Source organism: Xanthomonas cucurbitae, assembly GCF_002939885.1.
Classification (GTDB): domain Bacteria; phylum Pseudomonadota; class Gammaproteobacteria; order Xanthomonadales; family Xanthomonadaceae; genus Xanthomonas; species Xanthomonas cucurbitae.
Genome location: NZ_MDED01000025.1, coordinates 63,373 through 76,626, shown reverse-complemented (window position 1 = coordinate 76,626; position 13,254 = coordinate 63,373). Strand labels below are relative to the sequence as shown.

Sequence of the window (13,254 nt, the reverse complement as noted above, 5' to 3'; positions counted from 1 at the left end):
ATGGTGATGCCGGGCGACAACGTGAAGATGGTCGTGACCCTGATCAACCCGGTCGCGATGGACGAAGGTCTGCGTTTCGCCATCCGCGAAGGCGGCCGCACCGTCGGCGCCGGCGTGGTTGCCAAGATCGTCAAGTAAGACGTGCCTGCAGTCCGGGAACTTCGGTTGCCGGCGCAGCGGAAAGGGTCGGCGTAAGCCGGCCCTTTTTTGTGGGTTGAACGGGTGTCGCTGGATTTTGATCGAAGCGCGCTTGCGCGAGTGAAAACACCTCGCTATAATGCGCGGCTCGGTGTCCCTGGGTAGGGCGCAGAGTTACAGCGAAAAGAACGGCAGGATGCCGCTCGTGTTCGCCAGACCGGGAAGGTCGCGTTGCATGGGGCACTCAACAACTCACGCGTTGTTGACCGTGCTTTAGTTGCGCATTATACTTTTCCGTCTGGGCAGGCCGGTTTACCGGGCTGCCTCAGTTTTTGGGCGGAGGAAATGCCCTCGCTGACAGGATTGCGGCGATTTCATCAACGTCAGGAATATCGGGGCAGGTATCCCAGAGGCCTTGCCCGTCGCTCTTTTAACGAAGGAAGCTTCCGTCATGTCGGAACAAAAGATCCGGATTCGGTTGAAGGCGTTCGATCATCGTTTGATCGACCGTTCGGCCAGCGAGATCGTCGAAACGGCCAAGCGGACCGGCGCGCAAGTGCGTGGCCCGATCCCGCTGCCGACCAAGATCGAACGTTACACCATCCTCGTATCCCCGCATGCCGACAAGGATGCGCGTGACCAATACGAAACCCGCACGCACAAGCGTGTGCTCGATATCGTCGACCCCAACGACAAGACCGTGGACGCGCTGATGAAGCTCGAACTCGCGGCTGGCGTCGATGTACAGATCAAGTTGACCTGAGGACTACGACCATGACGAAGAAATATTCGTTGGGCTTCGTGGGCCGCAAGGCTGGCATGAGCCGCGTCTTCACTGAAGATGGCCGCTCGGTGCCGGTTACGCTGATCGAAGCAACTCCGAACCGCATCGCGCAGATCAAGACCGTCGAAACCGACGGCTACAGCGCCGTGCAGATTACCGTTGGCGCCCGTCGTGCCGCGCTGGTCAACAAGCCGGCTGCAGGCCACTTCGCCAAGGCGAAGGTGGAAGCGGGTCGCGGCCTGTGGGAATTCCGCGTTGAAGATGCCCAGCTCGGCGATTTCGCCGTCGGTGGCGAAATCAAGGCGGACATCTTCGAGGTCGGCCAGAAGGTCGACGTCCAGGGCGTCACCAAGGGTAAGGGTTTCCAGGGCACCATCAAGCGCTACAACTTCCGTATGGGCGACGCAACCCACGGTAACTCGCTGTCGCATCGCGCGCCGGGTTCGCTGGGTCAGCGCCAGACGCCGGGTCGCGTTTTCCCGGGTAAGAAGATGTCGGGCCACATGGGCGCCGTGCAGCAAAGCACGCAGAACCTGGAAGTGGTCAAGGTCGACGTCGAGCGTGGTCTGATTGCTATCCGCGGCGCCGTGCCTGGCGCAGCTGGTGGCGACGTGATCGTCCGTCCGGCGAGCAAGGCATAAGGAGAGATGACGATGGAACTCGTTATCACGGGTAGCAATAACAAGGTCTCGGTCTCCGATGCCGTGTTCGGTCGCGAATTCAGCGAGGATCTGGTTCACCAGGTCGTCGTCGCTTATCGCAACGCCGGTCGCGCCGGTACCAAGGCACAGAAGACGCGTTCGGAAGTTGCGGGCACGACCAAGAAGTCGAAGAAGCAGAAGGGCGGCGGTGCGCGTCATGGCGCGCTGACGGCTCCGATCTTCGTCGGCGGTGGTGTGACCTTCGCGGCCAAGCCGCGCAGCTTCGAGCAGAAGGTCAACCGCAAGATGTACCGCGCGGCCATCTGCGCGATCTTCTCCGAGTTGAACCGTCAGGGTCGTCTGATGATCGTCGATGCGTTCGATCTCGAAGCGACCAAGACCAAGGGTCTGATCGAGAAGCTGAAGGGGCTGGATGTGGGCAAGCGCCCGCTGATCGTCACCGAAGAAGCCTCTGAGCACCTGTATCTGTCCGCTCGCAATCTGCCGTATGTGCAGGTGCGTGACGTGCAGGGTCTGGATCCGGTCGCTCTGGTCGGGGCCGATACGGTCGTGATCACCGCCGATGCGGTCAAGAAGGTCGAGGAGTGGCTGGCATGAGCAGCAACGAAAAAATCTTCAGCGTGCTGCGTGCTCCGCGAGTCTCCGAAAAGACCGCGCGCCTGCAGGAAATCTCCAACCAGTATGTCTTCGAAGTTTCGAACGAAGCCACCAAGGCCGATGTAAAGGCCGCGGTCGAGCAGCTGTTCGACGTCAAGGTCAAGGCCGTCAACGTGGTCAACGTCAAGGGCAAGAGTAAGTCCTTCCGTAACCGTGCTGGCAGCCGTGGCAATTGGCGCAAGGCGTACGTCCGCCTGGTCGATGGTCAGTCCATCGACGTAACGGCCAAGGCCTGAGGTCCATCCCATGCCATTGATGAAGTTCAAACCCACCTCTCCCGGCCGTCGTTCCGCCGTGCGCGTGGTTACTCCCGATCTGCACAAGGGCGCACCGCATGCGGCGCTGCTCGACTCGCAGAGCAAGTCCGGTGGTCGTAACCACCATGGCCGCATCACCGTGCGTCACGTCGGTGGTGGCCACAAGCAGCACTACCGCATCATCGACTTCAAGCGCAACAAGGAAGGCATTCCGGCGCGTGTGGAGCGGATCGAATACGATCCGAACCGTACCGCCCATATCGCCCTGCTGTGCTACGTCGACGGCGAGCGCCGCTACATCATCGCCCCCAAGGGCCTGAAGGCAGGCGACCAGGTCATTGCCGGTGCCAATGCACCGATCAAGACCGGCAACACGCTGCCGCTGCGCAACATCCCGGTCGGTACGACGGTTCACGGTATCGAGCTGAAGCCGGGTAAGGGCGCTCAGATCGCACGTGCTGCCGGTGCAGCCGTCCAGCTGGTCGCTCGCGAAGGCATCTACGCCACGCTGCGCCTGCGCTCGGGCGAAATGCGCAAGGTGCCGGTCGAGTGCCGCGCCACCATCGGCGAAGTCGGCAACGACGAGCACAACCTCGAGAAGCTGGGCAAGGCCGGCGCCAAGCGTTGGCGCGGTGTTCGCCCGACCGTTCGCGGTGCGGCCATGAACCCGGTCGATCACCCGCACGGTGGTGGTGAGGCCAAGGCTGGCCAGGGTAATCCCCATCCGGTCACCCCGTGGGGTGTTCCGACCAAGGGTTACAAGACGCGCAAGAACAAGCGCACCCAGCAGTTCATCGTCCGCGATCGTAGGGGCTAATCGACCATGGCACGTTCACTCAAGAAGGGCCCGTTCGTCGATCACCACCTTGCCAAGAAGGTGGAGTCTGCTACGGGTAGCAAGAAGCCGATCAAGACCTGGTCGCGCCGTTCGATGATCCTGCCGCAAATGGTAGGCATCACCATCGCCGTGCATAACGGCAAGAACCACATTCCGGTGCTCGTCAACGAGAATATGGTCGGCCACAAGCTCGGCGAATTTGCCGTCACCCGGACCTTCAAGGGTCACGGTGGCGACAAGAAGTCGAGCAGGTAAGGAGAGATGACGATGGAAGCGAAAGCAATCCTGCGCACCGCGCGCATCTCCCCGCAGAAGGCCCGCCTGGTCGCCGACCAGGTGCGTGGTTTGTCCGCCGAACGTGCGGTCAATCTGCTGAAGTTCTCGGATAAAAAGGCTGCGCACCTGATCAAAAAGGTTGTGGAGTCGGCGATTGCCAATGCCGAGAACAATCAGGGCGCGGATGTCGACGAGCTGAAGGTCAAGACCATCATGGTTGATGAGGGTCCCTCCCTGAAGCGTTTCATGGCGCGGGCGAAAGGCCGCGGTACCCGCATCCTCAAGCGCACCAGCCACATCACTGTGGTTGTGGGCGCCGCCAAGTAAGCGGAAAGGAAAAGACCATGGGTCATAAAGTTCATCCGACTGGAATTCGCCTGGGCATCGCCAAGGACTGGAATTCCAAGTGGTACGCAAACAAGGCCGAGTTCGCCGGTTACCTGGCTGCCGACCTGAAAGTGCGTGAAATGCTGCGCAAGAAACTCGCGCAGGCAGGCATCAGCAAGATCTTGATCGAGCGCCCTGCCAAAACCGCCCGCGTGACCATTCACACCGCCCGTCCGGGCGTGGTGATCGGCAAGCGTGGCGAGGACATCGAGAAGCTGCGTAAGGAAGTGAGCGAGCTGATGGGCGTTCCGGCGCACATCAACGTCACCGAAGTGCGCAAGCCCGAGCTGGACGCGCAGCTGGTTGCCGAGTCGATCGCGCAGCAGCTTGAGCGTCGCATCATGTTCCGCCGCGCAATGAAGCGCTCGGTTGGTAACGCGATGCGCGTGGGCGCGCTGGGCATCAAGGTCAACGTCGGTGGCCGCCTCAACGGTGCAGAAATCGCCCGTTCGGAGTGGTACCGCGAAGGCCGCGTGCCGCTGCACACGCTCCGTGCCGACATTGATTACGGTTTTGCCGAGGCGTCCACGACCTACGGCATCATCGGCATCAAGGTCTGGATCTATAAGGGCGAGGTCTTCGACTTCTCCCAGGTTGGCCAGGAAAAGCAGGACGACAGCCCGCGCAACGATCGTAATGATCGCGGCGACCGTGGTGACCGCCCGTCGCGCCCGGCTCGTGAAGCGAGGTAACGGCAATGTTGCAACCCAAGCGAACCAAATATCGCAAGATGCACAAGGGCCGTAACGACGGCCTGGCATGGAGCGGAAACGCCGTCAGCTTCGGCGAATACGGCCTCAAGGCCACGGCGCACGGTCAGCTGACCGCGCGCCAGATTGAAGCAGCACGCCGCACGATCAGCCGCCACGTCAAGAAGGGCGGCAAGATGTGGATCCGTGTGTTCCCCGACAAGCCGATCACCAAGAAGCCGATCGAAGTCCGCATGGGCTCCGGTAAGGGCAATGTGGAGTACTGGGTCGCGCAGATTCAGCCGGGCCGCATGATCTATGAAATCGAGGGGATCCCCGAAGAGACCGCACGCGAGGCGTTCCGCCTTGCCGCTGCCAAGCTCTCGGTGACCACCACTTTCGTGACCCGGACGGTGCGCTGATGGATATCAAACAACTCCGCGAAAAGTCGGCTGACGAACTGAAGGCCCACCTGATCGATCTGCGTAAGGAGCAGTTCTCGCTCCGTATGCAGCAGGTCACCGGCCAGCTGCCGAAGACCCACGAAACCCGCCGGGTGCGCCGCGAGATTGCTCGCGTCAAGCACCTGCTCGGCAGCACCCAGTAAGGACGGCCGCGATGAGCGACAACAACGAAAAGCAAACGCTGCGCACGGTCGAAGGCCGTGTCGTCAGCAATAAGATGGACAAGACGGTCACCGTGTTGGTGGAGCGCCAGGTCAAGCATGCGCTGTACGGCAAGTACATCAAGCGCTCGACCAAGCTGCACGCGCACGACGCCGACAACGCCTGCAATGAAGGCGATGTCGTGCGGGTGACCGAGATTGCTCCGATGTCCAAGACCAAGAACTGGCGGGTGGTCGAAATCGTCACCCGTTCGGCCGAATAAGGGAGATCTGAATCATGATCCAGATGCAGAGCTACCTCGATGTCGCCGACAATTCCGGTGCCAAGGAAGTGATGTGCATCAAGGTGCTGGGCGGCTCCAAGCGCCGTTACGCACATATTGGCGACATCATCAAGGTGACCGTCAAGGACGCCATCCCGCGTGGCAAGGTCAAGAAGGGCGAAGTCTACGACGCCGTCGTGGTGCGTACCCGCAAGGGTGTGCGCCGTCCCGACGGTTCGCTGATCCGCTTCGATGGCAATGCCGCTGTGCTGTTGAACAACAAGCAGGAGCCGATCGGGACCCGCATCTTCGGGCCGGTGACGCGCGAGCTGCGTTCCGAGAAGTTCATGAAGATCGTCTCGCTCGCTCCCGAAGTGCTGTGAGCGGAGGACATACACATGGCTAACCGTATCAAGAAGGGCGACCAGGTCGTCATCAACACCGGCAAGGACAAAGGTAAGCAGGGTGAAGTGGTGCGTGTGGACGGCGATCGCGTGATCGTCTCCAACGCCAACGTCATCAAGCGCCACACCAAGCCGAACCCGCAGGCGGGTGTCGCCGGCGGCGTGGTCGAGCGTGAAGCGTCGATCCATATCTCCAACGTCAATATCGTCAACCCGGCAACGGGCAAGGGCGAGCGCGTTGGCTTCAAGGTGCTGGAGGATGGACGCAAATTGCGTGTGTTCCGCTCCAGCGGTGAGGCGCTCGACGCCTGAGGAATGAGATCATGAATACGCGTCTCGAAAAGTTTTACAAGGAAAACGTGGTGCCGGCCCTGATGAAGGAATTCGGCTACACCAATCCGATGGAAGTGCCGAAGCTGGTCAAGGTCACGCTCAACATGGGCGTGGGCGAGGCCGCTACCAACAAGAAGATTCTGGAAAATGCGGTCGCCGACATGTCCAAGATCTCTGGCCAGAAGCCGGTGGTCACCAAGTCGCGCGTTTCGGTCGCATCGTTCAAGATTCGCGACGGTTGGCCGATCGGCTGCAAGACCACCTTGCGTCGCGCCAAGATGTACGAATTCCTGGATCGCTTGATCAACATCTCGCTGCCGCGCGTGCGCGACTTCCGTGGTGTTTCCGGTCGTTCCTTCGACGGTCGTGGCAACTTCAACATGGGTGTGAAGGAGCAGATTATCTTCCCGGAAATCGACTTCGACGCCGTCGACGCGATCCGCGGTATGGATATCGCCATCACCACCACCGCCAAGACGGATGCGGAAGCGAAGGCGCTGCTGGCAGCGTTCAAGTTTCCGTTCCGTAATTAAGGGTTAGAGACATGGCTAAGACCTCCATGATCCACCGCGACATCAAGCGTGCAAAGCTGGCGAAGAAATTCGCCGGCAAGCGTGATGCGCTGAAGAAGATCCTCTCCAGCCAGGATGCGTCCTACGAAGAGAAGATCGATGCATCGACCAAGTTGCAGAAGCTGCCGCGCGATTCGTCGCCGAGCCGCCACCGCAACCGTTGCGAGCTGTCCGGTCGTCCGCGCGGTGTCTACCGCAAGTTCGGCCTGGGTCGCAACATGCTCCGCAAGGCCACGATGAACGGCGACGTTCCCGGCCTGCGCAAGGCAAGCTGGTAACAGCACTCCGGCCGCTCGCGGCTGGTCCGGGCAGGTTTGTCCTGTCCAACAGGGGAGTCCGGCGTAAGTCGGGCTCTTTTGTCGTATACTTCCGCTTCTGTCTTGCCCGTACGGGCCTGGCATGGCGTCAAGGGTCCTGGCCCATCCCCAGGAAAACACAAGATTTTCGCGAAAGCGGATATCGGTGCACTCAAAGGTACTCATATGAGCATGACTGATCCCATCGCCGACCTGCTGGTTCGCATCAAGAATGCGGCCGCGGTTGGTAAGCAGACGGTGAAATTGCCGTCGTCCAAGATCAAGGTAGCGATCGCCCAGGTCCTGAAGGACGAGGGTTACATCACTGACCTGCGCGTTACGGCCACCGAAAACAACAAGTCGGAGCTGGAAATCGTGCTGAAGTATTTCGAAGGCCGTCCGGTCATCGAGACCCTGAAGCGTTTCTCGCGCTCGGGTCTGCGTCAGTACCGCGGCAAGACCGAGCTGCCCAAGGTCCTGGGTGGCCTGGGTATCGCCATCATCTCCACGTCGAAAGGCATCATGACTGACGCACAGGCTCGCGAAGCCGGCGTTGGTGGTGAAGTCCTGTGCTTCGTGGCCTAAGGGAAGGAGTCGAACATGTCCCGTGTAGCCAAGAAGCCTGTGTCCCTTCCGAAGGGTGTTGAGCTCAACGTCCAGCCCACCCTGGTCAGCGTCAAGGGCCCGAAGGGCACGTTGACCCTGGCCAAGCCGAACGGCGTGGAAGTCGCCGTCGATGGTGACGTTGCCACCCTGTCGGCCAACGATCCTTCGCAGATGGCCATCACCGGCACCGTGCGCGCCATCCTGGCCAATATGGTCAAGGGCGTGTCCGAAGGCTTCGAGCGCAAGCTCGAGCTGGTTGGCGTCGGTTACCGTGCTGCCATGCAGGGCAAGGACCTGAGCCTGGCGCTCGGTTTCTCGCACCCGCTGGTGTTCGTGGCGCCGGAAGGCATCACGCTGTCGACCCCGAGCCAGACCGAAATCGTGGTCCAGGGCACCGACAAGCAGCGCGTTGGCGAGGTCGCCGCCAAGATCCGCGGTTTCCGTCCGCCGGAGCCCTATAAGGGCAAGGGTGTGAAGTACGCCGGTGAAGTCATCATTCGCAAGGAAGCCAAGAAGGCGTAAGGCAGGTCCCTCTGCGAGGAGCCCGGCCATCCATGGCCGGACTTCTCAATGTACAAGCCTGTTTTCCTTCAGCTTTCGTAGGATAAATATCATGAGCATCAACAAGAACATCGCCCGCCTGCGTCGCGCCAAGTCGACCCGTGCACACATCCGCGAGCTGGGCGTCGCGCGTCTGTCGGTGCTGCGCACCGGTCAGCATCTGTATGCGCAGGTCTTCACTGCCGACGGTTCCAAGGTGATCGCTGCGGCGAATACCCTGCAGGCCGACGTCAAGGATGGGCTGAAGAACGGCAAGAACAGCGATGCGGCCGTCAAGGTCGGCAAGCTGATCGCCGAGCGCGCCAAGGCGGCGGGTATCGAGAAGGTCGCATTCGACCGCTCGGGTTACCGCTACCATGGCCGCATCAAGGCGCTGGCCGATGCAGCTCGCGAAGGCGGCCTGCAGTTCTAAGTCCTGCTGCAAGGGTGGCCTCATGCCGCCCTTGCGTTCCGCCGGCAGGGTAGAAGCCGGACCGACCCGTTCTTTTGCAGCGGTATCGGGAACACCGTGTCACTCCACAACCATAAGCGGCTTCGAGCCGTACATACTCAATCAATCAAGGAATCAAGATGGCAGAAGAACGTGCACCGCGGGGTCGTGATCGCGACCGTAACCGCGAAGAGAAAGTCGACGATGGCATGATCGAAAAGCTGGTCGCGGTCAATCGCGTCAGCAAGACGGTCAAGGGCGGTCGCCAGTTCACCTTTACCGCGCTGACCGTGGTCGGCGATGGTCTGGGCAAGGTCGGTTTCGGTTATGGCAAGGCGCGCGAAGTGCCGGTCGCCATCCAGAAGTCGATGGAGCAGGCGCGCAAGAACCTGGCTACTGTGGATCTGAACAACGGCACCTTGTGGCATGCGGTCAAGTCCGGCCACGGCGCCGCACGCGTGTACATGCAGCCGGCTTCCGAAGGTACCGGCGTCATTGCCGGCGGTGCGATGCGCGCCGTGCTCGAGGCAGTTGGCGTGAAGAACGTGCTGGCCAAGGCTGTTGGTTCGCGCAATCCGATCAACCTGGTCCGTGCCACCCTGAAGGGTCTGTCGGAAGTGCAGTCGCCGGCCCGCGTTGCGGCCAAGCGCGGCAAGAAGGTGGAGGAGCTCAACCATGGCTAAGGACACCAGCAAGACCGTGAAGGTGCGCCTGGTGCGTGGCCTGCGTGGAACCCAGTCGCGTCACCGCCTGTCGGTGCGTGCGTTGGGCCTGAATAAGCTCAACGATGTGCGTGAACTGAAGGACAGCCCGCAGGTGCGTGGCCTGATCAATACGGTTCACTATCTCGTCAAGGTTGAGGAGTAATCCAATGACTCTGCGTCTTAATGACCTCAAGCCCGCCGATGGCGCACGCACCGAGCGCACCCGCGTCGGCCGTGGTATCGGTTCGGGTCTCGGCAAGACCGCTGGTCGCGGTCACAAGGGTTCGTTCGCCCGTAAGGGTGGCGGCAAGATCAAGGCCGGCTTCGAAGGCGGCCAGACCCCGATGCAGCGCCGTCTGCCCAAGATCGGTTTCCGCTCCAAGATGGCGCGCGACACCGCTGAAGTGTTGTCCTACCAGTTGGACAAGCTGGACGCCGGCACCGTCGATTTCGCAGCGCTGCGTGCGGCCAATCTGGTCCCGAGCCGCGCCAAGAAGGCGAAGGTCGTGCTGAAGGGCGAGCTGAGCAAGAAGTTCGTGCTGAAGGGCGTTGCGGCAACCGCAGGCGCCAAGGCGGCAATCGAAGCTGCCGGCGGCAGCGTAGAGGAGTAATCGGCAGATGGCGCAGGCTGGCATTGGTAACCTCGGTGGCGGGCTCGGCAAGTTCACGGAACTTCGCCAGCGGCTACTGTTCGTCCTCGGGGCATTGATCGTCTATCGCATTGGCTGCTACGTGCCGGTGCCGGGCGTCAATCCCGATGCCATGCTTTCGTTGATGCAGGCGCAGGGCGGCGGCATCGTGGACATGTTCAACATGTTCTCGGGCGGCGCCTTGCACCGTTTCAGTATTTTTGCGTTGAACGTGATGCCGTACATCTCGGCATCGATCGTGATCCAGTTGGCCACGCATATCTTTCCCGCCCTCAAGGCGATGCAGAAGGAAGGCGAGTCCGGTCGACGCAAGATCACCCAGTATTCGCGCATCGGTGCTGTATTGCTGGCGGTGGTGCAGGGCGGCAGTATCGCGCTTGCGCTGCAGAACCAGACCGCGCCGGGCGGCGCTCCGGTGGTGTATGCACCGGGCATGGGTTTCGTGCTGACCGCAGTGATCGCCCTGACGGCGGGTACCATCTTCCTGATGTGGGTGGGTGAGCAGGTTACCGAGCGTGGCATCGGCAACGGTGTGTCGTTGATCATCTTCGCCGGCATCGTTGCAGGTCTTCCGTCGGCGGCGATCCAGACCGTCGAAGCGTTCCGCGAAGGCAACCTGAGCTTCATTTCGCTGTTGCTGATCGTCATCACCATCCTGGCGTTTACGCTGTTCGTGGTGTTCGTCGAGCGTGGGCAGCGACGTATCACGGTCAACTACGCGCGCCGCCAGGGCGGTCGCAATGCGTACATGAACCAGACCTCGTTCCTGCCGCTCAAGCTCAATATGGCCGGCGTGATTCCGCCGATCTTCGCCTCCAGCATTCTGGCTTTTCCCGCTACGCTGTCGATGTGGTCTGGCCAGGCGGCTTCGGGTGGTGTGGGTTCGTGGCTGCAGAAGATCGCCAATGCGCTCGGGCCCGGTGAGCCGGTGCACATGCTGGTGTTCGCCGCGCTGATTATTGGTTTTGCGTTCTTCTACACCGCGCTGGTGTTCAACTCGCAGGAAACCGCTGACAACCTCAAGAAGTCTGGCGCGTTGATTCCCGGCATCCGTCCGGGCAAGGCGACCGCCGACTACGTGGATGGCGTGCTGACGCGCCTGACCGCAGCCGGTTCGCTGTACCTGGTGATCGTCTGCCTGTTGCCGGAAATCATGCGCACGCAGCTCGGTACCTCCTTCCACTTCGGTGGCACGTCGCTGTTGATCGCGGTGGTGGTGGTGATGGACTTCATTGCGCAGATCCAGGCGCATCTGATGTCGCACAAGTATGAGAGCTTGCTGAAGAAAGCCAACCTGAAGGGTGGGTCACGCGGCGGTCTTGCGCGCGGTTAAGTGGTACACTAGATTTTCATTACGTGAAGACGGCCTGGTTCCCGGGCCACGATCTTCCGATCAGAAGGGCGGCTCGCGCGACGTCTCGCGTGCGGGTGAGACGGGGTGGTCCTGTGCGGGAGTAGTACAGGCGATTCGGAGTGTTTTTCCGGATCAACACCGTCCGGCGCCGGAGCGAGGGCACACTCCCCACGCCGGGTCCATGGAACCTCTGGTTTCACGGGCTTCAAAGCAATCCGAGGCCTTGCTACAATTCCGATTTCACTTTGATCCATCCTGCCGGATGGCGCCTGGGCGCCGTCGGGCCATCACTCAGTTGGAGAATCGCGTCATGGCGCGTATTGCAGGCGTCAACCTGCCAGCCCAGAAGCACGTCTGGGTCGGGTTGCAAAGCATCTACGGCATCGGCCGTACCCGTTCGAGGAAGCTCTGCGAATCCGCAGGCGTTACCTCGACCACGAAGATTCGTGATCTGTCCGAACCCGAAATCGAGCGCCTGCGCGCCGAAGTCGGCAAGTATGTCGTCGAAGGCGACCTGCGCCGCGAAATCGGTGTCGCGATCAAGCGACTGATGGACCTGGGCTGCTATCGCGGTCTGCGTCATCGCCGTGGTCTCCCGCTGCGTGGTCAGCGCACCCGTACCAACGCCCGCACCCGCAAGGGTCCGCGCAAGGCGATCAGGAAGTAAGGGATAGATCATGGCCAAGCCAGCAGAAAAGAAAACGAAGAAGAAGATCAAGCGCGTCATCACTGACGGCGTTGCGCACGTCCACGCTTCGTTCAACAACACCATCGTCACCATCACCGATCGCCAGGGCAATGCGCTGTCGTGGGCTACGTCCGGCGGCGCCGGTTTCCGTGGTTCGCGCAAGTCGACCCCGTTCGCTGCTCAGGTTGCCGCCGAAAAGGCTGGCCGCGCTGCGCTCGACTACGGCGTGAAGTCGCTGGAAGTGCGTATCAAGGGTCCGGGTCCGGGCCGTGAGTCGGCCGTGCGTTCGTTGAACAACGTGGGCTACAAGATCACCAACATCATCGACGTGACGCCAATCCCGCACAACGGGTGCCGTCCGCCGAAGAAGCGTCGCGTCTAAAGGGAGCGATAAGAAATGGCTCGTTATATCGGTCCTACCTGTAAGCTCGCCCGCCGCGAAGGCGCCGACCTTTCCCTCAAAAGCCCGGCGCGTGCGCTGGACTCCAAGTGCAAGCTGGAGCAAAAGCCCGGCCAGCACGGCGCGACTGCCCGTAAGGGCAAGCTGTCTGATTACGCAACCCAGCTTCGTGAGAAGCAGAAGGTCAAGCGTATCTACGGTCTGCTCGAGCGTCAGTTCCGCAACTACTACAAGAAGGCCTCGACCAAGAAGGGCAATACCGGCGAGAACCTGCTGCAGTTGCTGGAAACCCGTCTGGACAACGTGTGCTACCGCATGGGCTTTGCCGTCACCCGTCCGGCCGCGCGCCAGCTGGTGTCGCACCGTGGCGTGCTGGTCAATGGCAAGTCGGTGAATCTGGCCTCGTACCAGATCAAGGCTGGCGATGCGATCACGCTGTCGGAAAAAGCACAGAAGCAGCTCTGCGTGCAGGAAGCCCTGACCGTGGCTGAGCAGCACGACATGACGCCGTCGTGGGTTGAAGTCGATTCGAAGAAGTTCAGCGGCGTGTTCAAGGCCGTTCCGGATCGCGCTGACCTGCCTTCGGATATCAACGAAGCGCTGATCGTCGAGTTGTATTCGAAGTAATTCACATTGGAGAGCCTCCGGCACTGCCGGAGGTTCGCAGGAGACCCCGCAAC

26 protein-coding genes are annotated in these 13,254 nt (G+C 61.1%); all 26 read left to right on the top strand.

What is annotated here, in order from left to right; genetic code table 11:
- On the top strand, window positions 1-138 hold a 138-nt coding region (locus XcuCFBP2542_RS13865), incomplete at its 5' end, for an EF-Tu C-terminal domain-related protein (protein WP_016944792.1).
- A gap of 451 nt (window positions 139-589) precedes the next feature.
- Entirely contained in the window at window positions 590-901 is a 312-nt protein-coding gene (rpsJ, locus tag XcuCFBP2542_RS13860; protein ID WP_003486723.1) for a 30S ribosomal protein S10, read from the top strand.
- A gap of 11 nt (window positions 902-912) precedes the next feature.
- On the top strand, window positions 913-1,563 hold the full coding sequence (rplC, locus tag XcuCFBP2542_RS13855; protein WP_005993363.1) for a 50S ribosomal protein L3: 651 nt from the start codon (window positions 913-915) through the stop codon (window positions 1,561-1,563).
- Window positions 1,564-1,575: 12 nt separating this feature from the next.
- Window positions 1,576-2,181 carry a 50S ribosomal protein L4 gene (rplD, locus tag XcuCFBP2542_RS13850; RefSeq protein ID WP_010371054.1) on the top strand — a complete coding sequence of 202 codons (606 nt, stop codon included), beginning with the start codon at window positions 1,576-1,578 and terminating at the stop codon, window positions 2,179-2,181.
- Window positions 2,178-2,477 (top strand): 50S ribosomal protein L23, encoded by a 300-nt coding sequence (gene rplW, locus XcuCFBP2542_RS13845; RefSeq protein ID WP_002811694.1) that lies wholly within the window; start codon window positions 2,178-2,180, stop codon window positions 2,475-2,477. The genes rplD and rplW overlap by 4 nt, the downstream gene beginning before the upstream one ends.
- Before the next feature lie 10 nt (window positions 2,478-2,487).
- Entirely contained in the window at window positions 2,488-3,315 is an 828-nt protein-coding gene (gene rplB, locus XcuCFBP2542_RS13840; RefSeq protein WP_003486715.1) for a 50S ribosomal protein L2, read from the top strand.
- A gap of 6 nt (window positions 3,316-3,321) precedes the next feature.
- A complete protein-coding gene (rpsS, locus tag XcuCFBP2542_RS13835) occupies window positions 3,322-3,591 on the top strand; it encodes a 30S ribosomal protein S19 (RefSeq protein ID WP_104604116.1) in 270 nt (89 codons plus the stop codon).
- A gap of 12 nt (window positions 3,592-3,603) precedes the next feature.
- A complete protein-coding gene (gene rplV, locus XcuCFBP2542_RS13830) occupies window positions 3,604-3,939 on the top strand; it encodes a 50S ribosomal protein L22 (protein ID WP_003486710.1) in 336 nt (111 codons plus the stop codon).
- A 17-nt stretch (window positions 3,940-3,956) separates the two neighbouring features.
- The gene (gene rpsC, locus XcuCFBP2542_RS13825) at window positions 3,957-4,691 is read left to right on the top strand and encodes a 30S ribosomal protein S3 (RefSeq protein WP_104584652.1); all 735 of its coding nucleotides are present in this window, start codon (window positions 3,957-3,959) and stop codon (window positions 4,689-4,691) included.
- 5 nt (window positions 4,692-4,696) lie between these two features.
- Window positions 4,697-5,110, top strand: a complete 414-nt coding sequence (gene rplP / locus XcuCFBP2542_RS13820; protein WP_003486706.1) for a 50S ribosomal protein L16 — start codon at window positions 4,697-4,699, stop codon at window positions 5,108-5,110.
- Window positions 5,110-5,295 (top strand): 50S ribosomal protein L29, encoded by a 186-nt coding sequence (gene rpmC, locus XcuCFBP2542_RS13815; protein ID WP_104604115.1) that lies wholly within the window; start codon window positions 5,110-5,112, stop codon window positions 5,293-5,295. Before rplP ends, rpmC begins: the two co-directional genes overlap by 1 nt.
- Before the next feature lie 11 nt (window positions 5,296-5,306).
- Window positions 5,307-5,576, top strand: coding sequence for a 30S ribosomal protein S17 (rpsQ, locus tag XcuCFBP2542_RS13810; RefSeq protein ID WP_003486701.1), 270 nt, complete (start codon window positions 5,307-5,309; stop codon window positions 5,574-5,576).
- Between the two features lie 14 nt (window positions 5,577-5,590).
- Window positions 5,591-5,959, top strand: coding sequence for a 50S ribosomal protein L14 (gene rplN / locus XcuCFBP2542_RS13805; RefSeq protein ID WP_003486699.1), 369 nt, complete (start codon window positions 5,591-5,593; stop codon window positions 5,957-5,959).
- Window positions 5,960-5,974: 15 nt separating this feature from the next.
- Window positions 5,975-6,292, top strand: a complete 318-nt coding sequence (gene rplX / locus XcuCFBP2542_RS13800; RefSeq protein WP_003486696.1) for a 50S ribosomal protein L24 — start codon at window positions 5,975-5,977, stop codon at window positions 6,290-6,292.
- An 11-nt stretch (window positions 6,293-6,303) separates the two neighbouring features.
- Entirely contained in the window at window positions 6,304-6,846 is a 543-nt protein-coding gene (rplE, locus tag XcuCFBP2542_RS13795) for a 50S ribosomal protein L5 (protein ID WP_010371090.1), read from the top strand.
- 11 nt (window positions 6,847-6,857) lie between these two features.
- Window positions 6,858-7,163, top strand: coding sequence for a 30S ribosomal protein S14 (gene rpsN / locus XcuCFBP2542_RS13790; RefSeq protein WP_005917137.1), 306 nt, complete (start codon window positions 6,858-6,860; stop codon window positions 7,161-7,163).
- A 204-nt stretch (window positions 7,164-7,367) separates the two neighbouring features.
- Window positions 7,368-7,766, top strand: a complete 399-nt coding sequence (gene rpsH / locus XcuCFBP2542_RS13785) for a 30S ribosomal protein S8 (protein ID WP_010371096.1) — start codon at window positions 7,368-7,370, stop codon at window positions 7,764-7,766.
- Window positions 7,767-7,781: 15 nt separating this feature from the next.
- The gene (rplF, locus tag XcuCFBP2542_RS13780) at window positions 7,782-8,309 is read left to right on the top strand and encodes a 50S ribosomal protein L6 (protein WP_104604114.1); all 528 of its coding nucleotides are present in this window, start codon (window positions 7,782-7,784) and stop codon (window positions 8,307-8,309) included.
- Between the two features lie 91 nt (window positions 8,310-8,400).
- On the top strand, window positions 8,401-8,760 hold the full coding sequence (rplR, locus tag XcuCFBP2542_RS13775) for a 50S ribosomal protein L18 (protein ID WP_005993383.1): 360 nt from the start codon (window positions 8,401-8,403) through the stop codon (window positions 8,758-8,760).
- A 158-nt stretch (window positions 8,761-8,918) separates the two neighbouring features.
- A complete protein-coding gene (gene rpsE, locus XcuCFBP2542_RS13770; RefSeq protein WP_003486682.1) occupies window positions 8,919-9,461 on the top strand; it encodes a 30S ribosomal protein S5 in 543 nt (180 codons plus the stop codon).
- Window positions 9,454-9,645: a 50S ribosomal protein L30 gene (rpmD, locus tag XcuCFBP2542_RS13765; RefSeq protein ID WP_024711764.1), complete on the top strand. Its 192-nt coding sequence runs from the start codon at window positions 9,454-9,456 to the stop codon at window positions 9,643-9,645. The genes rpsE and rpmD overlap by 8 nt, the downstream gene beginning before the upstream one ends.
- A 4-nt stretch (window positions 9,646-9,649) precedes the next feature.
- The gene (gene rplO / locus XcuCFBP2542_RS13760; RefSeq protein ID WP_104604113.1) at window positions 9,650-10,093 is read left to right on the top strand and encodes a 50S ribosomal protein L15; all 444 of its coding nucleotides are present in this window, start codon (window positions 9,650-9,652) and stop codon (window positions 10,091-10,093) included.
- Window positions 10,094-10,100: 7 nt separating this feature from the next.
- Window positions 10,101-11,465 carry a preprotein translocase subunit SecY gene (gene secY, locus XcuCFBP2542_RS13755; protein ID WP_104604112.1) on the top strand — a complete coding sequence of 455 codons (1,365 nt, stop codon included), beginning with the start codon at window positions 10,101-10,103 and terminating at the stop codon, window positions 11,463-11,465.
- 331 nt (window positions 11,466-11,796) lie between these two features.
- Window positions 11,797-12,153, top strand: coding sequence for a 30S ribosomal protein S13 (rpsM, locus tag XcuCFBP2542_RS13750; RefSeq protein WP_104604120.1), 357 nt, complete (start codon window positions 11,797-11,799; stop codon window positions 12,151-12,153).
- Between the two features lie 10 nt (window positions 12,154-12,163).
- Entirely contained in the window at window positions 12,164-12,556 is a 393-nt protein-coding gene (gene rpsK, locus XcuCFBP2542_RS13745; RefSeq protein ID WP_003486671.1) for a 30S ribosomal protein S11, read from the top strand.
- Between the two features lie 15 nt (window positions 12,557-12,571).
- Window positions 12,572-13,201, top strand: a complete 630-nt coding sequence (gene rpsD / locus XcuCFBP2542_RS13740) for a 30S ribosomal protein S4 (RefSeq protein ID WP_104604111.1) — start codon at window positions 12,572-12,574, stop codon at window positions 13,199-13,201.
- Window positions 13,202-13,254 lie beyond the last annotated feature (53 nt).